The organism is Pararhodonellum marinum, from assembly GCF_015354735.1.
Taxonomy (GTDB): Bacteria; Bacteroidota; Bacteroidia; order Cytophagales; family Cyclobacteriaceae; genus Pararhodonellum; species Pararhodonellum marinum.
Map to the genome: position 1 here is coordinate 445,393 of NZ_JACEFJ010000001.1, position 21,595 is coordinate 466,987.

Below are 21,595 nucleotides of genomic sequence, written 5' to 3' on the forward strand. Positions count from 1 at the left end.
AAACCAAAGTCTTCCCCACAATCCCCTTCCAATGAGTATTTACCAAAAAACCATTCTTGTAATTCTCCTATTTTCATTTCCCATTTTAGTGCATGGCCAAACCGATTCCTTAAATTTGAAAAACACACACTACCTTTTAGGTGAGATAAAATCCATGGAAAAGGGTGTGTTGGTCATCAAAACCGCCTACAGCAAAGAAGATTTCAGGATCAAATGGAATGAGATCAGGGCCATTTATTCAGAATCACTGTTCCTGATCTCCACCAATGATGGGATTAGGTATTATGGTAAGATCAGCAGTCCTGAAACAGCTCAGTTGAAAATTACCTCCAGCCAAGGAGATGAAGCCATTTATTCCGTCAATGATATCCTTTACATCAAATCAGTCGATAAGGGTTTTTTAGATAGGCTTAACGCTGGGATTGACTTTGGCTTCACCTTTACCAGGGCTAGAAATCAGCGACAATTGACTACAAGAAGCAGGATTGGTTACATTGCGGAACACTGGTCTTTTGATGCGGCCTTCAATAAGTTGGTAACATCCCAAAATGAAATTGAAGACATTGTGAGAGGGGACGGGAACTTGACTGCCATACACTTTTTGCAAAAAGATTGGTTTACACTTGCCAGAATGGAGTATCTGTACAACACCGAGCAATTGCTAGACCTCCGGCTCAATACCATGTTGGGAGCTGGCAAATTCCTTTCAAGGACCAACGCCCATTACTGGCGCGTTTTTGGAGGAATGGCATTTAACCAAGAGAATTTTTCTGGAGAAAACATGGACAGGCAAAGTGCGGAAGCTTGGGTGGCCTCTGAATTAAATTTGTTTGATGTGGGGGACATCAGTCTGTTGACAAACATATTTGTATTCCCCAGCATTACGGAAAAAGACCGGGTCAGGATTGATTATCGGTTGGATTTGAAATATGATCTTCCCCTGGATTTTTACATCAAAACCGGACTGACCCTCAACTTTGACAACCAACCTTTTCAGACAGCTAGCCGATTGGATTACGTCTGGCAGACTACCTTTGGATGGAGTTGGTAGGTATTTTTTTGAGCGTTTAGTTTTCCTTTTCGGTTGATTTTTTAGTTGTTCCGGTTTTTCCTTCCTCACTTTGTGCCACTTCCAAACCGGTTTGCACATTTTCCTTGATCACACCGGGGAAGGATTTGACATATAGATCGCGCTGTGGAAACGGAATTTCAATTTCATTTTCATGGAAGGCTTTGAAAATCCCACGCATGACCTTGTCCCGTATCATCACCCACGTATCTACATCTGCCACCCAGAACAATACCCTAAAATTGACAGAATTGTCACCAAAAGCCTGTAAAAATACCCTAGGCGGGGGAACATCAATGATGCCTTCTACTTTGAGCTGTCCAAAAATCAGATTGGTAACCAATTCGGTGTCAGACTTGTAGGCCACCCCAATGATGAGTTCGACCCGTCTGTTTTTGTCTGAAAGTGTCCAATTGGTCAGATGATTGGCCAATAAATCTCCATTGGGGATGATGATTTCAGCACCATCCCAGTTTCTGATTTTACTTGCCCGAATTCCTATTTCTTTTACAATCCCTTCTATGGTACCCACTTGAATGGTGTCGCCGATTTGAACGGGTCGTTCAAAAGCCAATATAATCCCAGATACCAAATTGTTCACTATAGTCTGCAATCCGAAACCTATGCCCACCGATAAGGCTCCCAGAACAATGGCCACCTTGTCGAGAGGGATTCCTGATGCCGCCATGGCAAAAAGAAACCCAGCGGTGAAAATCCCCAATCTTATCAATAGGATAGATGAGCCCAATTTTTTGCCTCTCACAGCGGCATGTTGCTCATCCCGGATAGTAGCAGCATAGGCCAGGGTATTGGCCAATAGGTTGGCGATATAAATGACCACAAAGAATACCGCAATCTGGGAAAAGGTAAAAGAAGCATTAAGTATATTTCTAGGTTTCTCCAAAAAATCAGAAATATAGTTTTGTACAGGTTCCAAAGCGGAGATATTGTCCAGGAAATTATAGGCCCAAATAAAAATAGCTAAAAAGGAAATGGTCCGGGTAATGCGACTCTGGATTTTGTCAAAATCAATGTACGATGTAAATTCACTCCCTGACTTTCGGCTTACCTCGATTTGTAAATAAATAAATTCCTTGATAATCAGAACAAAAATAATCAAACTGATGGCATGCATAAGACCAATGGTGGCGGCTATGGATATCAATTTGCTCAGGCTAAACCTGCCAAGAAAATTGGCAAAAAAGGATAGTACTTGAATACCAATAAACGCCAGAGCTATTGTTCCTGCATATTGCGGTAAAAGACTACCCCTTTCATGGCTTTTCCGGTATATGGTATACACCAGGTAAATGGCCAATAAGCCAAACCCAAGAAGGTGCCACCTTTCCTGGAAAGCCACTTCCCAGTACAAGTTGCTTATAGCATTAAATAGAAATAGGACATACAATGCCATCCAAACCCTAAAAATTTTTGAATCAAATCGGGTTTTCAATAAGAACCCTGAAATAGTCACCATACTGACCATGATGAAAGTAAAAAATGAAACAGGTGGGCTAGGGAAAAAAAATGGAGCGATGGCCAGAACAGCCAAAAAGGAAGAAAGCAAAGGGTGTTTTACCACATAATTGGACCGACTAAAAATAATATCCGAAAATTCCTTTTCATCTCTAATTTTTTTTAGGCTCCTCTTCAGGAAATAGTAAAACACAAAAGCAAAACCTACCAACATCAAAGAAAGATTAAGGTATCGGTTAAAATAAAAAAAGAATATGGTGAGGTTGAATTTTAATGATTCACGCAGGACCTGAATTAAATTTTCTGTTTTGGGAAAGTCGCTTTTTTCCCAAATGAAATTGTTTTCCTTTCGAAACAAAGCATTCTCCAATACATTTTTTTGTTGGGCCAGCCGGTCCAACATTTCCGTCTGACGGGTATTGACCTGCGCAATTCTTGATTTGTAGCCAATAACCCGCATCCGCTGACTGTTCAATGTGCTGTCGGTATAATTGACGTTTTGATGTAATTGAAGTAAACTTTGCTGGTATTCAGGTAATATCGTGGTATCCCTTAAATAGTACCGCATCAAGTCATCACGGCGGATGGAGTCCACTACATTTCTGAATTGCAACAATTGTTCTAGTCTGTCATCTACCTGTGCTTCTACCCTGGAAACCCGGTAAGCAGCATAAGAAATAATGTTTTCAAGGGCACTCAAATAGCGGAGGTTGATGGCATTGCTTGCATTATCCAATCGACTTTCTATATCGGTCAAAAAAGTCTCCGCGCGAGGCAACACCTCCATGATTTCAGTACTGTCCAATTCTACCCGGAGTTTTTGTTGGACACGGTTCAGGTTGATGTTGTATTCCTGGACTTTACTGATGCTTCCTTCAAGAGATGGTTTGGTAACTTGAGTCTCCTCTACCTGTTCTTCCTCTATGGAATGGAAAAGACTATCTATATTTCCAATAACTTCAGAAGTCTGTCCAAAGGCACTTGGAAATATCCCTGAAACTATCAAAAGGACTAAAATATATTTTAAAAATATTGTTTTCATAGGCATTTTAAAAGTAGGCAAATTGAGGTGTAATATCAACTTTGGCCTTTAAAAGCTGATTTGTAATTTCTAATTACCAAAAGCTGTTGCGTTTACCTTTACTTCGTAAAGCCTGAAATCAATCGGAATAAAACTGGTACTTGCCCATGCTCTAAATTACCTGGGAGATTTACTATATCCAAGGCTATTTATTGCTCGAATAGAATAGATATAATCTTTTGACAATGATTACTTTAGATTAGTTTTATTGATGTGAAAATTCAAGTTTGGATTGGTCAATGATTTCGGTTTGAGGAAAAGTGATGGGAGGCTGGGTTTAAAACTTTTTACCCGTAAAGAAAACGCTGGCTTAGGAATTAATTTTTTTCCCGAAATCCTTTAATGCAAAAAAAAGCGTTGATCCAACCTACTTTGGTGCTATAAACCGCTCTTTATTTTCACTTCTCAGCAGTAAGGAGTATAAATGCAGAAAGTGGTGTTCGACACCACTTTCTGCAATATATAAAGGTATTTGTTGACCCACTAGGGCTCGAACCTAGACTCTTCTGAACCAAAATCAGACGTGTTGCCAGTTACACCATGGGTCAAAATTTCAAAATAAAGTACCCCTTCTCGAAAGGTGTCACAAATGTAGGGGTACTTTCTTTTTTATGCAAATACTAATTCGAAGAATTTTCATCTGATTTTCTAATGGATTAACATTCAGTACCAAATAAAAGGTTCTTTGGTTATCCCTTCTGTTTGTTCACCCATTTTGCTGCATTGACAAAAGCTTCCACCCAAGGGGTGATTTCATTTTCCTGATGATCACTGGGGTAACAGGGCCAGTTCCAAGGTTTGAGAGAACGTTCGATGTGGGGCATGATGGCGAGATGACGGCCATCGGTGGATGCGATTCCAGCGACAGCATGGTCTGAACCGTTCGGATTACCGGGGTAGGCTTCATAACTGTAAGTCATTCCGATGTGGTAGTCACTTTTGGCCATAGGCAGTTGGAATTTACCTTCTCCATGGGCTATCCAAACTCCAAGTCGCTGGCCAGCGAGACTTTTGAACATGACCGTGTTGTTTTCGGGAAGGTTCACGTTGACAAAAGCCGATTCGAATTTATGGCTTTCATTGTGAAGCATTTTCGGCTTTTGACTGTGTTCCGGTGTAAGCAATCCCAGTTCGACCATCAGCTGGCAACCGTTACAAACACCTAAACTCAAGGTATCTTTGCGGGCATAGAACTTGTCTAGGGCTGTTTTGGCTTTTTCATTGTATAGAAATGCGCCAGCCCAACCTTTGGCAGAACCCAACACATCTGAATTGGAAAAACCACCTACAAAGACAATCATCTGCACCTCTTCGAGGGTTTCTCTCCCGGATACCAAGTCTGTCATGTGGACATCCTTCACGTCAAATCCTGCCAACCAAAGCGCATAAGCCATTTCTCGGTCTCCATTGACCCCTTTTTCCCTGATGATTGCGGCAGTGAGTCCACTTTTGTTTTTGCGATAAGGGTCAAGGTTAAAGGCATCAAAATTTCCTTCCCACTGATCCGAAAAGCTGAAAGACAAAGCCTGGTTTTTGTAATTTTCAAATCGGGCCAAAGCCAGTTTTTCTCCACTTTGCTTTTTGTCCAAAAGGTAGGAGGACTTGAACCAGATGTCCCGGTATTCGGCTACAGACAGCTGATGGTCCATATCAGAAAAGGAGATATTTCCATCCAAGGTGACCTCAGCAAGGGAAATGTAGCTGATGCCGTAATTCTCCAGCAGAGCCCTGGTTTTGTCCGGATGCCTAACCTGAATGACAACCCCCGGGTTTTCAGCAAAAAGATTTTGAATCAAGTCACCACCTTTTAGCCTTTCAGATTTGATTTTCAGACCACATAGAGTGGTCGGGAAAGTCATTTCCAAGAGGGTGGTGATCAATCCCCCTGAAGAAATATCATGACCCGCCAATACCTCATTTCTTTCAATCAATTTTTGGATGACCATAAAGGCCTTGGCAAAATAGGCCCCATCCCGCACAGTAGGTGCTTGATCTCCGACTTTATTGAGCACTTGGGCCAAGCTACTTCCACCCAATTGAGGTTGGTCTTTTGAAAAATCAATGTAGAAGAGTTTGCTACCAGCTATGGGTTTCAAATCAGGAGACACCACCTTTTGGATGTCACCGCACCCTCCTACACTGGAAATAATAACAGTGCCAGGAGAGTAGACCACCTTACCATCCGGATATTTTTGGGTCATGGATAAGGAATCTTTTCCTGTAGGAATATTGATCCCCAATTCAATGGCAAAATCACTGACCGCTTTCACTGCTTTGTATAGTCTGGCATTTTCTCCTTTGTTTTTGGCAGGCCACATCCAGTTGGCACTCAAGGAAATGCCTTGTAGTCCATCTTCTATAGGTGCCCATACCAAGTTGGTCAGGGCCTCTGCTATGGCTAGGCGGGATCCAGCCACGGGATCAGTCAAAGCCGCTACAGGAGCATGGCCGATAGAAGTGGCTATACCCTTTGTTCCGGTATAATCCAGAGCCATGACCGCCACATTGTTGAGGGGCAGTTGGATTTCTCCGGTACTTTGTTGTTTGGCCACCCTTCCGGTTACCGAGCGGTCCACTTTGTTGGTCAGCCAATCCTTGCAGGCCACGGCTTCCAATTGGAGTACCGCTTTAAGGTAGGGGATCAGCTGACCCTTGTCGTGGGAAAAGGGCGCCATTTTCTTTAGCTCTCCCTTGTCTTCCAGTATTGTTTTTGGTGAGCTGCCAAACATGTGGGCCAATTCCCAATCGATGGGTTTTTCTCCGTTTTTCCTGTTTTCAAAGGTAAAGCGCATGTCTCCCGTGGTTTCTCCTACCACATAGAAAGGAGCTCTTTCCCTTTCAGAAATCTTCCTCAACTTGGCCACGTCTTTTTCCTTAATGACCAACCCCATTCTTTCCTGGGATTCGTTGCCTATGATTTCCTTGGCCGATAGGGTAGGGTCACCCACCGGCAATTGGTCAATGTGGATCACACCCCCGGTCTCTTCCACCAATTCGGAAAGGCAGTTCAGGTGACCTCCTGCACCGTGATCATGAATGGATACAATTGGATTTTCATGACTTTCAGCCATGGCTCGGATGACATTGGCCACCCTTTTCTGCATCTCTGGATTGGATCTTTGGATGGCATTCAACTCGATGGCATTACTGAACTCCCCGGTATTGACGGACGAAACCGCTCCACCACCCATGCCAATGCGGTAATTGTCACCGCCCATAATGATGACCTTATCCCCTTTTTGAGGGGTATTTTTCAGACTGTATTTTTCTTTGGTAAACCCAATGCCTCCTGCCAGCATGATGACCTTGTCAAACCCATAATGTTTGTCTCCCTCCTCATGTTCGAAGGTGAGAACACTTCCGGAAATAAGGGGCTGACCAAACTTGTTTCCAAAGTCACTGGCACCATTGGAAGCCTTGATCAGGATATCCATGGGGGTTTGATAGAGCCATTTTCTTTCTGCTAAGTCTTTTTCCCAGCTTCTACCCGCCTCACTGCGTGGGTAGGAGGTCATGTAGACTGCGGTGCCTGCTAAGGGTATGGAAGCCGTGCCTCCGGCCAACCGATCTCTTATTTCTCCTCCCGAACCGGTGGCGGCCCCATTGAAGGGTTCTACCGTGGTAGGGAAATTATGGGTTTCTGCCTTGAGTGAGATTACAGTGTCGATGACCTCAAAATCAAAGAAATCAGGCTTATCCTGTGTTTTTGGGGCAAACTGTTGTGCTTTAGGGCCTAGGACAAAGGCCACGTTGTCTTTGTAGGCAGATACAATTTTATTGGGATGCCTTTTGGCGGTTTTTTTGATCAATTGAAACAGCGTTTCTTCCTGTTCCACACCATCAAGGATAAAGGTCCCGTTGAAGATTTTGTGTCTGCAATGCTCGGAATTTACTTGGCTGAATCCAAACACCTCACTGTCGGTTAGGGGTCTTTCCAGTTGATGGCTTACCTTTTCCAGGTAATGCACCTCTTCTTCGCTCAGCGCCAATCCCTCTTTTTGGTTGTAAGCATGGATGTCTGTAATTTCCTGAATGGTCTCAGGTGTTACGGCCACATAGAAAATATCCTGATCCAAACCTTCATACCGGGCCTGTAACATGGGATCTATTACGGATTTTTCTGTAATCGGAAAAAACTCCTCGATCCTCACGATGCCCTCGATGCCCATATTCACGGTAATCTCCACCGCATTGGTAGACCATGGCGTGATCATTTCCTTCCTGGGTCCGGCAAAAACCCCTTTGATGACTGTATCCGACAAAATGGTGGCTTCGCCGAAAAGCCATGAAAGCTTGGATAGGTCTTCGGAAGTCAAGGGGCTTGAGGTCGATAAAGCGTAGATTTTATCTTGAGGGGATTGGAAAAATCGAATCATGTCTGGGGATTGGCTATGACTTTTTTAAGAAGGAGCAAAGGTAAGCAATTGCCTCAAAAGAATAAATGAAATGCCCCATTGCTTAGCTATTTTTTTGAAGGTATTGGACGGTGGCTCCAATGAGTGCATTGTGTCCACAGGGCAGTTCCACCATTTTAAGGGGCCTTATTTTTTGGTAAAAAGAGGACAGGTTTTGGGTGGTTACCATTTGGTCGTATGTGCCGAGGAAAAGCCTGCCCGGAGTTTCAAGTCTGTTCCATTCGTTTATGATATGTTTCAGGTCTGGCTGAAAGGGTTTAAAGGCATTCCAGGTAAAGTAAATCTGTGCCCGCATGGTTCGGGTGGCCATTTGCTGTTGCACAAATTTTTCAAGGCTTTTTTCTATGAGTCCCATTTTTTTAAGCCTACCTATCCATTTGAAAAAAATCTTTGGATGGAAGATTATGTATTTGAACAAGCGGTTGAATATGCCAGGATAAGTAGCCAAACTGTACCATAATCCCGTCCTGATGCCGTCAGGAGCCATAAGGGTTAAGGAAAGGACATGTTCTGGATACAACTCGAAAGTAATCAAGGAAAATTTTCCACCCATACTATACCCAATCAGATGGAACTGGTCAAAGGCCTCCTTTTCCTTTAAGGCTTCAATGACTGACTTCCATTTGTTTTTATCCAGTTTGCCTTTGGAATTCTTCCAATTGCTATTGCCATGAAAGTATATGTCAAAAAAATAAAAACTGTCACCCGGTCTTTTTAACTTTAAAAATTCGGACATGGATTTCATGGATTGTCCGAATCCGTGAAACAACAGGTGTACGCACTGTCCGTTTCCGTACTTCTTATAAGCAAGTTTCCCAAAATCAGTCTCCAAATACTGCATGTTCAATAATAAAAATTTAATTTATGTGAAAGAAGCAATGGGATTTTAATATTTGAGGGAAAGTGGAGATGTGATCAATTTATGGCATTTTTTTTAAAATAAAGTCAATAATATTTTTTGAATTGTAATTAATCGGCCTTTTTTCAAAACAATCTGAAAATAAAAAACGTTAGAAACTTTTAATATTCCAAAAGTTTCCTGAGTTTTGTAAAAAATTAACCTCCGTTTCAAATTGAGTACCAAAGAAAAAATCATAGAAGTAGCTGTGGAACAGTTTATGCGTTACGGCGTGCGTGCAGTGACGATGGATGATATTGCCAGGATGGCAGGCATATCCAAAAAAACAATTTATCAGGAGTTTGAGGACAAAAATCAATTGGTCAATGAAGTTTTTGCCAACGAAATGGAAAAAGATGAGTGTCAGCTTAAGGCTTTGTTTGAAGAAGAGGACGGGATCATCAACCATTTTTTTGCCATGACCAAATATTTGAGGAAGCGTTTTGCACAAATGAATCCCATGCTTTTGCATGAAATTCAAAGGTACTATCCTCAGTGCTGGCAGAGAATTGAGGATTTCAAGACCAACCACATGATCAACGACATCATGATGGTGCTAAATAAGGGAAAAGAGGATGGGCTTTTCCGACCTGAGATCGATACCCGGATTTTGGCGCAAATGCGACTACAACAAATTACCATGAGCATGGATTCAAGGGTTTTCCCTCCAGGCGAATACAACATGATGGAAGTTCAGCTGCAGATATTCAACCACTTTCTGCATGGTATCCTTACCGATAAAGGCCGGAAGGCATATGATAAAAAACTAATCAATCAGGAATTATAATTTTGGTCATGAATAGCATAAAAAAAGCCATTTTTACCACCTTATTTCTAATGGGTTTAGGAATAGGAAATGCATTTTCCCAGGAAGTGATCTATGTCACCCTGGATGAAAGTATCAAATACGCTTTGGAGAACAATGTGGATGCCAAAAATGCTCAGTTGGAAATCCTTGCATCCAAGGGCATTATCAATGAGAACCTGGCAACAGGACTTCCTCAAATCAATGGGATTTTGGAATGGACCAAGAACCTGCAGCCACCTTTTTTTATCATTCCAGCTGAAGCCGGTGAAAACTTACCTGGAGGAGGTGGTGACGGTCCGCCGCCTGGCACTAATTTAGGTGATGTGCAATTGATTCCTTTTGCGGTAAACTACCAAGGAACCGCTGGAATCAATCTGGAACAGATGATTTTCAATGGCTCCTACTTTGTAGGTCTTCGGGCAGCAAAGACCCTCAAATCCTTAACGGAATTTGATAAAGAAAAGACAGAGAATGATGTCATTGAAAGTGTTAAAAAGGCCTATTTTACAGTTTTGGTAAACAAGGAACGCAAAACCTTGGCAACTGCCAACTTAGAAAGAATTGATGTCCTACTGAGAGAAACAGAAGCGCTCTTCGAAGCGGGTTTTGCCGAGAAACTGGAGGTTTCCAGGGTAAAGGTTCAGCGAAACAACATCAAAGCTGAGCTTGATAGGATCGAAGCCGCCTCTGAAGTCAGCATGGAATTGCTTAAGCTACAAATGGGTATGCCTTTGAATTATAGATTGGTAGCTACCGAAAAACTTGCTGATCTCAATACCGACGAAGAATTGGAACAGCTTCTTCAAAATCCAGGATATAGAAGGGTAGAAATGGATCAGTTGACGACCAATCTCAAACTAGCCACTTTGGATCTTAAAAACAACCAAGTGCAGTACATCCCAACTATCAATGCAGTCGCTTCCTACCAAAGGTTAACCGGTTCTCAAAGATTCGGCGATTTTTTTAGTGCAGACAGATGGTTCTCTACCTCTTTTGTAGGTGTTAGGATGGCAATTCCGATTTTTGATGGACTCACCAAAAGCTCACGAATCCAGCAGAATAGGGTGCAGATCCAACAGCTGGAAAACCAGAAAGTCTTCCTGCAGGACAATATAGAAAGCGAAATCTTTCAGGCGAAGACCAACCTTAGGAATAACCTAAGTGCCTTGAGGGTGCAGCAGGAAAACAGGGAATTGGCACTTGAAGTGTTTCAAATGACACAAATCAAGTATTCAGAAGGAGTGGGCTCCAACCTTGAGGTTGTGGAAGCCGATACGGCATTGAAAGAAGCTGAAATCAATTTCTTTTCGGCATTGTATGATGCCCTGATTGCCAAAGTTGACCTTGAAAAGGCTTTGGGAATTCTATAATTTTCTTAAGTAAAAAAAGATCCTACAAAAAACAATATGAAAACATACAGCCGATTTTTAGCCCTGATCATGATCCTCCTAGCTGCATCCTGCGCCAAGAAAGAGGAGGTGGATATCAAAAAAGCAGAACTGGAATCCAAGAAAAAGGAGTATTCCCAACTGAAATCAGAAATTGATGCTTTGGAAAAGGAAATCACTGCCCTCGATCCCCAATTTGGACAGGAACAGAGAAAGTCGATTCTTATCACAACTGTAGATTCCAAGGTGGATGATTTCAGACATTTCGTAGAGGTCACCGGTTCCGTGGTGTCCAAAAAGAATGTCAACATCAGTGCAGAGGTATCCGGCAGGGTACAGCAGGTAGCTGCAATCGAAGGAATGAGGGTAAGAAAAGGGGAAATTCTGGCTCGTGTAGATGCAGAAACCCTTGACAGGAACAGAGAAGAACTGGAAAAACAGCTTGAACTCGCGACCATTGTCTTTGAAAAGCAAGAACGCCTCTGGGACCAACAAATCGGTACAGAGATCCAATTCCTGGAAGCCAAAAACCGAAAGGAAATTTTGGAAAAAAATCTGGCCTCTTTGAAAACGCAATCGGATAGAACCACGATAAGGGCACCTTTCGATGGAACGGTAGAACAAGTCATGGTTCGATTGGGCGAACTGGTGCAGCCAGGTTTACCCATGTTTCAATTTATAGGCGAAAGAGACCTCTTTATCGAAGGTGATGTATCCGAACGATATGTTGGGATTTTAAAAAAGGGGGATTCCGTGGAAGTGTACTTCCCTTCTCTTGATAAGCGCATTACAACCAAGGTAACGGCAATAGGTGCTGTGATCAATCCCAATAACAGAACATTTAAAGCTGAAGTGGCATTACCTGCTATGGCTGATGTCAAACCCAATATGATCGCTGTGATGCGGATCAAGGATTATGAGCGGGAAAAATCGGTCATTGTTCCCAACTACCTGATCCTTCAAGACAATAAGGGGGATTACCTATATGTAGTAGAGGACAATGTCGCCAAAAGAAAATACATCAAAAGAGGCAAAACCTACCAGGAAAATACAGAAGTACTGGAAGGCTTAGAAGGAAATGAAACCTTGGTTGACAAAGGTTTCAGAGAAGTTGGAGAAAACTTTAAAGTCAACATTGCTGGATAATTTGATATGTCACAGATAAAAGAATCCAATAAGGAAGTCATTAGGGAGTTTGGTTTGTCCTCTTTGTCCGTGGACAATAGAACTTCTGTAGTCATTTTGTCACTCATCATCACTTTTTTGGGAATTTTTGCTTACCGCACGATGCCCAAAGAAAGTTTTCCTGAGATCGTCATTCCTACCGTTTATGTCGGTACCACTTACCCGGGGAATTCACCGCTTGATATGGAAAACCTGATTACCAGGCCCATAGAAAAAGAACTGAAATCCCTAAACAACGTCAAAAACATCAAGTCTACCTCCATACAGGATTTTTCATCCATTGTGATTGAGTTCAACCCCAATGTAGAGATTTCAAAGGCGGTACAGGAAGTAAAGGATGCTGTGGACAAGTCGAAAAGCGAATTGCCTTCTGACTTGGACAGAGATCCTGACGTCCTTGAGATCAACACCTCCGATATTCCGATCATGAACGTCAACATTTCGGGCAATTATACCCCTGAAGAGCTGAAAAAATTTGGAGAATATCTGGAAGACGAGATTGAAAAATTGCCTGAAATTTCCAAAGCAGAACTCAGAGGAATCCTGGAGAGAGAAATTCGGATCGATGCGGATATCTATAAAATGGAAGCCTTGGGTGTAAGTTTTTCGGATATTTCCGAAGCTGTCCAATCTGAAAACGTGGCCATTTCAGGAGGGAACCTGCTCAGCGGGGATTTTAGGAGGACGCTACGGATCTCAGGAGAATTCAAGGATCCCAGAGAATTGGAAGACATCATCGTCAATACTGAAGAAAACAAGATCGTTTATCTTAGGGATGTGGCCAGTGTCAATGATACCTACAAGGAGCGGGAAAGTTATGCCAGAAGCAATAAGTTACCTGTAGTCACAATTAATGTGGTCAAAAGAAGTGGGGAAAACCTGCTTGACGCCTCTGATAAAATCAAAGCATTGATTGATGATGCCAAAGCCAACCGTTTTCCCCAAGATCTGGAAATCAGCATCACCAATGACCAATCCAAAGAAACCCGGACTCAGGTCAATGACCTTGAAAATTCCATTATTTCAGGTGTGATTTTGGTGATTTTGGTTTTGATGTTTTTCCTGGGCTTTAGAAATGCATTGTTTGTGGGGATTGCTATACCGCTTTCCATGTTCATCTCCTTTTTGATTCTCAATGCCTTTGGGGTGACGCTCAATCTGATGGTTTTGTTTTCCCTGATCTTGGCTTTGGGGATGTTGGTGGACAACGGGATTGTGGTGGTAGAAAACATCTACCGATTGATGCAGGAAGGAAAAAGCTCTGTCAGAGCAGCCAAAGAAGGGGTGGGAGAGGTAGCTTGGCCTATCATCACCTCCACGGCCACTACCTTAGCGGCGTTTCTTCCCCTTGCCTTTTGGGATGGTATCATTGGGGAGTTCATGAAATACCTACCCATCACTTTGATCATTGTGCTGTCCTCATCCCTATTTGTAGCCCTTGTGGTCAATCCGGTACTCACAGCCATGTTTATGAAAGTACAAGAAGTCAATCCAAATAAACCAAAAAGAAAACCTCTTATGGTAGCTTTGGTGTTTTCTTCCATGGCCATTATATCTTATCTGGTTGGATGGATTGCCTTTGGCAACATCCTTATGATAGCCGCCATCTTTACTTTGATCAATGTGTTCTTCATAAGAAGGGCAATCAGGTGGTTCCAAAATGTTTTTTTGGTCAAACTTGAAAATCTCTACGAAGGGACATTGGGCTTTGCCCTGAAAGGGAAAAATCCCTATTTCTTTTTCTTTGGGACTGTTTTGCTATTGATTCTTTCAATTTCACTTCTTTTTGTTCGTTCCCCTCAAATTGTGTTCTTTCCGGATAACCAACCTAGTTTGGTCAATATCTTTGTGGAAAATCCCATAGGTACAGACATTGAAGCGTCCAATACTTTCTTGAGTAGAATGGAAGATGATATCAGTGCTGTTTTGGATCCTTATTCTGATATTATAGAATCTGTCATCACTCAGATAGGTGAAGGCACAGGAGACCCTATGGAAGGACCTTCTCAGGAAAGTACACCCCATAAGGCCAAGGTTACGATTGGGTTTGTAGAATATCAATACAGACAGGGAATCAATACCAATGAAATCATGGAGGAAATCCGCCAAATGGCTGAACAATATCCTGGGGTGGTTATCACAGTGGATAAACAAACCAATGGGCCTCCGGTTGGAAAGCCGATCAATATAGAGGTAGCCGGGGAAGTGTTCGAAGATCTTATTACAGAAGTCAACAGGATCCGTGAATTTATTGCTGAGTCCAATATCGAAGGCATTGAAGAACTGAAGACAGACCTTGTATTGGGTAATCCTGAGTTGATGGTCAATATCGACCGTGAAAGTGCCAGAAGGTTCGGTTTATCCACTTCTACCATTGCCAATGAATTGAGGACCGCACTCTTTGGTCTTGAAGTGTCAAAATTCAAGGAAGGAGAGGATGACTATCCCATTCAGCTTAGATTAGCGGATGAATATCGCTATGATGTAGGATCTTTGATCAATAAAAAAATCAGTTTCAGAGATAAACTGGGAAATAAAAAGGAAGTCCCAATTTCAGCTGTCGCTGATCTGCAATATGGTTCTACCTACGGGTCGGTAAAGCGAAAAGACATGGAAAGGGTCATCACCATTTCTTCCAATGTCAACGATGGCTTCAATGCAACTGCCATCAATGATCAAATCAAGGATTTGCTTAATAATTATGAATTGCCTGAAGGCATTTCTGTTAAGTTTACCGGGGAACAGGAAGAGCAGGAAAAATCAGCAGCTTTTCTGATGCAGGCTTTGATGATTGCCATTTCAGTAATCTTTCTGGTGATTGTGGCGCAGTTCAATTCAGTCACTACGCCTTTTATCATCATGGCTTCCGTGGTCTTGAGTACGATAGGTGTGTTTCTTGGTTTGACCATCTTCAACATGGAATTTGTGATCATCATGACCGGTATTGGTATCATTTCTTTAGCTGGGGTAGTGGTGAACAACGCCATTGTATTGATTGATTATACGAATTTAGTAAGGGAAAGAAAACGAAAAGAGCTGGGGATCGGTGAAGATGAATTTCTGTCCTATGATGATCTTTTGAACAGCATCATCCAAGGGGGCAAGGTCAGGTTACGTCCGGTGTTGCTTACGGCCATTACTACCGTACTTGGATTGATTCCTTTGGCCATAGGGATGAACATCAATTTTGGAACTTTGCTTTCCTCTTTTGACCCGCAGTTTTTTGTTGGAGGGGACAATGCAGATTTCTGGGGTCCAATGGCTTGGACTGTAATATTTGGGTTAACCTTTGCTACCTTTTTGACGTTAGTAATTGTACCTGTCATGTATTTATTGGCAGACAAAGTCAATATGGCTGTTCGAAGAATCAGCTGATATAGATTTTAATTAAAGGTTGGTGGTTTTTTAAGTGTTCAAACCTCCGGAGTCTTGCTCCGGAGGTTTTTTTTTGTTAAAATTCACCATTAAGAAATGGAGAATTTCGATTTACGAAGTTTTCGGCTTTGGGCATATTGATTTCGCAGTCTACAAGTCCTTCAGACCGGATTTCGGATTTTCCTTAAAATTTGCTATCTGAGACTTTCATCAAGTTAAAAAATTAAGAATTTTGAATGATGAACGTCGAATGTCGAATTTCGAGTTACGATTTACGAAGCTTTCAGCCTTGAGCTTTGAGCTCATTGCCTTTCCAAAAAAAACAGGTCTATAGCCAATTAAAAATCCAGAACGCTTGTCAATTGACTTTCTTACTCCGTCATGTCCATGACAAAACTTTCTCCCCTGCCCAACTCGATTTCAATCTCTGAGGCGCCATATAGCAAGGTGGTGTTTCCTCCTTTTTGGGCAGTGATTTTAAGTTTGGTCAACTGACCCTTTTCCCATGCCATATCCAAAGTGTAATTTCCCCTTGCCTTCAATCCGCTGACCTTCCCACTTGACCAGGCTTTCGGAAGAGCAGGCAACAACCGAATGGTATTCGGTTCATGGGATTGGAGCAGCATTTCCGCCACTCCGGCAGTATACCCAAAATTCCCGTCAATCTGAAAGGGAGGGTGGGCATCGAAAAGATTGGGATACAAGGAATCTTTGATCAAACGAAGGACATGTTGGTGGGCCATTTCTCCATCCAGCAATCGGGCAGAGAAATTGATCAGCCAGGCTCTGCTCCATCCTGTTCCCGCACCTCCATGTTGCAAGCGGTAATCCAAACTCTTTCTAACCGCAGCAAACAATTCAGGAGAGGAAGTGGCGCTTACTTTGTTGCCAGGATGAAAGGCATAGAGATGGGACATGTGGCGGTGGCCCTTTTCAGGTTCCTCATAGGCTCGATCCCATTCCAATATGCGGCCATCATCCCCGATGACCATGCCTGGTCTCAGCTTAGCCAGCTTTTCGCGAACTTCAGTCAGAAGTTCTGTTTCCAATTCAAGGGTTTCACAGGTTTTAATGTAATTCTCAAATACCTCCTGAATAATTTGCTGATCCATGGCAGCCCCCATGGTACTGGCCACACTGTCTCCTTTGAGATTGATAAAGCTGTTTTCCGGCGAAGTGGAGGGAGCTGAAACCAACAAGCTATCAATCGGATGAGGAATTAGCCAATCGGCATAAAACCGGGCTACCTCAGTCAAAACTGGCAATGTCCTTTTTCTTAAAAAGGAAGTATCCATGGTGAACAGGTACCTTTCCCAATAGTGTTGCATCAGCCAACCCCCTGCACCGATCCATCCCCCCCAGTAGGCCGTCTGAGCCTGTAGGTAAGTGGTCTGCCAGAGATCAGTGGTGTGGCCCATTCCCGAACCACGGATCCCAAAAGTTTCTCTTGCGGTTTCTTTTCCACTGCTGATCAATCCATCCGTAAAATCAAAAAATGGCTCATGCAACTCGGACAGATTTGTTACCTCAGCTGGCCAATAATTCATCTGATAGTTGATATTGAGGTGGTAATCTGCGTTCCAGGGTGCTGCAATATGCTGATTCCACAATCCTTGAAGATTGGCAGGGTTGGTGCCTGGACGGGAGCAGCTGATCAAAAGGTATCGGCCATAATCAAACAACAGACTTTCTAAACCAGTATCTACCTCACCTTCTTTTACCCTTTGAATCCTCTGGTCTGTGGGATACTGCTCCATTGTTGCACCTCCAAGGTCAAGATGCACCCGATTGAATAAGTCTTGGTAATCCCACACATGCCTTTCCAAAAGCCTGTTGAAATCCATTTTTTTGATCCGCTGCAATTCTACCAGGTTTTTACCTACAAAATTTGGCTCATAAAAATCCGTATTGGCAACCAAAACCAATGTGGCTGATTTCACCCCTTCAAACATCAAATGATCCTCTCTGACGAGGAGGTCACCATCTGCCTGGAGAATTTCCAATCGGGTTTCAAATTTTACCCCATGCAGGATAGGGGTAGGTTTGGAGTCAATCATCCCTTTTCTTTGGGTGACTTCTCCCTCCATAACCAGTTGATTGTGGTCTGTAAAAACTTTAACCGTGGGCTCTTCTGCATCTTCAGGCCTGCTTAAACTGATTTTACCATTGATTCCTTTGGGATGTGCTGACGTGATTTTGATGACAAGCACATCATCCGCAGCAGAAGCAAACACCTGTTGGGTGAATTTATGTCCTTCGACAAGGTAAGTGACCTTTACTAGCGCTTGTTCCAGATCCAGTTCCCGCCGGTATTGGTTGATTTCTTGGTGACCCAGATCCAACCAAAGATCGCCTAAGGTCTGATGGGAACGGGTGATGCCCTTCCTTGAAAATTTCTCCACCAATAGGTCATCAGCCAACTTGTTTTCCCCGGCGATCAAAAGCGCTCTGATGGCCTGAATGTCTTCGGGACCACCTATGGCATGTCCCCAGTCCGCATAATTGCCCGGCCAGAGAGAATCCTCATTGAGCTGTATTCTTTCCATATCCGGCTGGCCGAATACCATGGCTCCCAGCCTACCATTTCCCAAAGGCAATGCTTCTTCCCACTTCACTGCAGGCTGTTCGTACCAGAGTGTTTTTTGGGCATGGGTCGATTGAAAAAGAAAGAAGGAAGAGACCAAAAAAAGCACTAAGTGAAAGTAAGATTTCATGGTTAATGGGTTTTGCCCAACAAAATCCTCATTTATTCCCAATTCTGCAAATGGGTAATTTCCCTGAATAGGCTAACTTCGGAATCCAATATTGATAACTAGGCTGTTCGATTTCTTAGATAAAAATTTTGATTTAATTATCTTATTGATAATCAATTATTTAATTTGTTTCTTTAAGAAATTCAATAAAGGCTTCGGTATTGAAGTTACTCATTCCTTCCTGATAAAAAATGATTTTTCCTGAGGGGCTTACCACCAAGGTGGTGGGAATGGATTCACTTTGAAGGGATGCGTTTAATCCATAAGCAGCATGAACCACGGGGAAGGTAAATCCTTTTTTCTCGATGTAAGATTTGCTCTTTTCAAAGTCCTTGTCCAGGGCAATCATTAAAAATTCGAGGTCTTTCTGGTCCTTTACTTTTTTATACAGCTCCGATATGTGGGGCATTTCGGCCAGACATGGTGGGCACCAGGTGGCCCATAGGTTGATAAATACAGTTTTTCCTCTGTATTGTTCCAGGTTTAGGGTTTGATCATTTATTGTAAGAAACTGTCCCGTATAATCAAAATCCAATTGGGATTTGTCCACTAGGGTGAGATTGGGCTTGATAAGTCCTGTAGATAAAACCAGATTTTGCAGGCCTCCCATGATAGGGGTCATCCAGCCTGTAAAATAGAGGAGGGCAAGAGCGGCAAGCCATATTCCCCAACTTTTTATTTCTTTTTTCCAGTTCAATAGGTACGATTTCAAGAAGTAACCCAATATTTTAGTGTCAAGTTCCTTTTAAAAGCCCCCAATATGAAAAGTTCTCCACAACATCTTTTTTACAATGATTAAACAATGGCGATTTTCTTTTAACTTGTTGAGGTTTTTGAAAAATGTGGATCAAATCCGAAACACTTATCAATACATTATGACCGGCTTATAAATTTCATTCCTGTTGGTTAGACCCAAATGCAGTTAATTTTAGTGCGAAAAAGGCTTTCTCTCCATTCAAAATCGTTGCAAATGCCTTTGACTAAAGGAAATTTCTCTCAATTGACTTTCTCATTTTGCCAACCCATTTGATTCAATGAAATTCAAACTCATATTCCTTTTTTTTACATTAACAGGAGGGCTAGTACATGCTTCATTTGCCCAAAATAATGCGGTTGGCAATTGGTTTATCTATTTTGGCAATCAGCCTTTCTCCGGAAAATTCAATTGGCACAATGAAGTTCAATACCGCAATTACAATTTTGTTGGGGATCTTCAGCAACTCTTGCTGAGGACTGGAGTTGGCTACAATCTTTCTGAAAACAACCACAATATCCATCTGGGATATGCCTTTATCCGTAACAATCCCTACATTGAAGGGACTGACGAAAAAACCCTTTTCAATGAACACAGGATCTATCAGCAGTTTATCATGCGGGATAGGGTAGGGAGGTTTTTCTTTCAACATAGGTACAGGGTGGAGGAGCGATTTCTCAACGATGATTTCCGCTTGAGGTTGAGGTATTTTTTGGCGTTAAACATCCCCCTGAACAAGCAGGAAATGGAAAAACAAGCCTATTATCTCTCTATTTACAATGAAATCTTTATCAATACCACTCCGAATTTTTTTGATAGGAACCGGTTTTACATGGCCTTGGGATATGTATTGAAAAAAGATCTCAGGGTGGAGTTGGGCTACATGATCCAAAGCTTTGAAGATGCTCAGGAATTTGCAACCTATGACAGACCACAGTTTCAGATTGTAATATTTAATAGTATTCCTTTTCTCGGCAATGGAAAAGATTAAAAAAATATAATTTTTATTTGTATTATTTCATTTGTTATATGTAATATTTTTCAAAATTGACTAAATTTCGAAACTTTATTCTTTTCAACTCAAACACATAATTTATGAAAAAATTACTGGCATTCCCGTTGCTCTTGATGGTCTTTATTTTTGACCTAAATGCCCAAAACATTGAAATCACTCCGTTTACGGGGTATAATTTCGCCAGTGGATTTAACATTTCCGGAGGAAGGGCTCGTCTCGGGGATGGTCAAACCTTTGGTGGGATGTTGGCATTTGTTGCTTCCGAATATATGGAGGTGGAATTGATGTATAGTTTTCAAAGGTCCACTGCTACCGCAAATTCCACTTTATTGAATGAAAATATCAGTGAACCTACTCAAGTTCATTTGGCATTGATCGGTGTCAACAGGCTTTTCCCGGTTTCAGAAGAAACGGTGTTGTTCAGTGGAATTAAATTAGGTACCGGTACCTTGGCCTCTCCTTTCAATAATTTCACAAACATCACTCGGTTTACAGTTGGATTCCACGGGGGGGTGAAATATTTTGTTTCAGACAGTTTTGGGTTGAGGTTACAAGCCAATCTGATGATACCCATCACCAACGTGGGTGCCAACCTATGGTGGAGTCCGGGAGGAGGAACACAGGTGGGTATGAGTGGATGGTCCCCGCTTGCAATTTTCGGCTTTACAGGGGCAGCCATCATCAGGGTAAGCAAATAAGCTGAGTAGAGACAACATTAATTGTTCCGCAACTGTATTTATTAAGCCTAAGAAATAGGTACTTCGGTCCTTTTCTTGGGCCTTTTTTTTTTGGTATTCATGCTCAGATTTCCAAATGTAAACCGTAATGCATCATTGGATAAGTATAATTTTAAATTGATCAAAAGTTTCTCCTCTTTAAAGTATATCCCAATTTTTACCTAAAAATTCAGAAAAAACTGAATTATTATACTAGTATTTTTTCTGGAAACGATGTATTTCGATAATTTGTGTTTGTTTTAGAAAATTGTATTATTTAAATTTAATTCATGTTCAATAAAAAAAAACAAACCATGGAAAACACCCATACGCAAGTCATGTCAGTAAAGGATTGGGCCATTACTTTGCTTATTGCCGCAATACCTGTTGTAGGTTTTATTATGTTGTTTGTTTGGGGATTCGGAGGAAATGTAAATATCAACAAAAGCAATTGGGCCAAAGGGGCACTGATCCTTCTGGCGATATTGATGGCTTTTTATATGCTGGTCTTTATGATTTTCGGGGCGGCTTTCTTATCCAACATGGATTCCTTCTCTGACTTCAATTGAGTTTTTAGCACAATTCCCGGCATATGGTTTAGCTGGGGATTGTTTTTTTTGACTTTATTGGCCAAAAATCCTTTTGGACGGATTTTTCTAATA

Annotated in this window: 13 protein-coding genes and 1 tRNA gene; 8 read left to right on the forward strand and 6 right to left on the reverse strand. The window is 42.0% G+C overall.

Features of this window, described 5'->3' with window-relative positions; genetic code table 11:
* The first annotated feature begins 115 nt into the window (after positions 1 to 115).
* Positions 116 to 1,051: a DUF481 domain-containing protein gene (locus tag H1A14_RS01900; protein ID WP_228527495.1), complete on the forward strand. Its 936-nt coding sequence runs from the start codon at positions 116 to 118 to the stop codon at positions 1,049 to 1,051.
* Between the two features lie 16 nt (positions 1,052 to 1,067).
* On the opposite strand, the gene H1A14_RS01905 is transcribed toward H1A14_RS01900, so the two are convergent.
* The 4 genes from H1A14_RS01905 to H1A14_RS01920 all read right to left on the reverse strand — a co-directional run bounded on the left by H1A14_RS01905 (position 1,068) and on the right by H1A14_RS01920 (position 8,882).
* The gene (locus H1A14_RS01905) at positions 1,068 to 3,587 is read right to left on the reverse strand and encodes a mechanosensitive ion channel domain-containing protein (RefSeq protein WP_228527497.1); all 2,520 of its coding nucleotides are present in this window, start codon (positions 3,585 to 3,587) and stop codon (positions 1,068 to 1,070) included.
* A gap of 514 nt (positions 3,588 to 4,101) precedes the next feature.
* Positions 4,102 to 4,174 (reverse strand) — tRNA-Gln (locus H1A14_RS01910).
* Between the two features lie 141 nt (positions 4,175 to 4,315).
* Positions 4,316 to 8,002 carry a phosphoribosylformylglycinamidine synthase gene (purL, locus tag H1A14_RS01915; RefSeq protein ID WP_194774505.1) on the reverse strand — a complete coding sequence of 1,229 codons (3,687 nt, stop codon included), beginning with the start codon at positions 8,000 to 8,002 and terminating at the stop codon, positions 4,316 to 4,318.
* An 82-nt stretch (positions 8,003 to 8,084) separates the two neighbouring features.
* Entirely contained in the window at positions 8,085 to 8,882 is a 798-nt protein-coding gene (locus H1A14_RS01920) for an alpha/beta fold hydrolase (RefSeq protein ID WP_194774506.1), read from the reverse strand.
* Positions 8,883 to 9,114: 232 nt separating this feature from the next.
* Here H1A14_RS01920 and H1A14_RS01925 point away from each other — a divergent pair, with 232 nt between their 5' ends.
* From H1A14_RS01925 to H1A14_RS01940, 4 genes are read left to right on the forward strand one after another with little or no spacing between them, the layout of a single operon-like run.
* On the forward strand, positions 9,115 to 9,726 hold the full coding sequence (locus tag H1A14_RS01925) for a TetR/AcrR family transcriptional regulator (protein ID WP_194774507.1): 612 nt from the start codon (positions 9,115 to 9,117) through the stop codon (positions 9,724 to 9,726).
* A gap of 8 nt (positions 9,727 to 9,734) precedes the next feature.
* Entirely contained in the window at positions 9,735 to 11,117 is a 1,383-nt protein-coding gene (locus H1A14_RS01930) for a TolC family protein (RefSeq protein WP_194774508.1), read from the forward strand.
* Positions 11,118 to 11,153: 36 nt separating this feature from the next.
* Positions 11,154 to 12,281, forward strand: a complete 1,128-nt coding sequence (locus H1A14_RS01935) for an efflux RND transporter periplasmic adaptor subunit (RefSeq protein ID WP_194774509.1) — start codon at positions 11,154 to 11,156, stop codon at positions 12,279 to 12,281.
* 6 nt (positions 12,282 to 12,287) lie between these two features.
* A complete protein-coding gene (locus tag H1A14_RS01940) occupies positions 12,288 to 15,695 on the forward strand; it encodes an efflux RND transporter permease subunit (protein WP_194774510.1) in 3,408 nt (1,135 codons plus the stop codon).
* 371 nt (positions 15,696 to 16,066) lie between these two features.
* Here the strand turns inward: H1A14_RS01940 and H1A14_RS01945 are convergent, their stop codons facing one another.
* Together H1A14_RS01945 and H1A14_RS01950 are read right to left on the reverse strand one after the other, a co-directional pair.
* Entirely contained in the window at positions 16,067 to 18,409 is a 2,343-nt protein-coding gene (locus tag H1A14_RS01945) for a glycoside hydrolase family 95 protein (RefSeq protein WP_194774511.1), read from the reverse strand.
* A gap of 160 nt (positions 18,410 to 18,569) precedes the next feature.
* Complete coding sequence (locus H1A14_RS01950) at positions 18,570 to 19,145, reverse strand: TlpA family protein disulfide reductase (protein WP_194774512.1); 576 nt, start codon at positions 19,143 to 19,145, stop codon at positions 18,570 to 18,572.
* Between the two features lie 337 nt (positions 19,146 to 19,482).
* Here H1A14_RS01950 and H1A14_RS01955 point away from each other — a divergent pair, with 337 nt between their 5' ends.
* The 3 genes from H1A14_RS01955 (at position 19,483) to H1A14_RS01965 (ending at position 21,502) form a co-directional block, all read left to right on the forward strand.
* A complete protein-coding gene (locus tag H1A14_RS01955) occupies positions 19,483 to 20,193 on the forward strand; it encodes a DUF2490 domain-containing protein (protein WP_194774513.1) in 711 nt (236 codons plus the stop codon).
* A gap of 104 nt (positions 20,194 to 20,297) precedes the next feature.
* Complete coding sequence (locus tag H1A14_RS01960) at positions 20,298 to 20,915, forward strand: hypothetical protein (RefSeq protein WP_194774514.1); 618 nt, start codon at positions 20,298 to 20,300, stop codon at positions 20,913 to 20,915.
* 308 nt (positions 20,916 to 21,223) lie between these two features.
* Positions 21,224 to 21,502: a hypothetical protein gene (locus H1A14_RS01965; RefSeq protein ID WP_228527499.1), complete on the forward strand. Its 279-nt coding sequence runs from the start codon at positions 21,224 to 21,226 to the stop codon at positions 21,500 to 21,502.
* Positions 21,503 to 21,595: the final 93 nt, after the last annotated feature.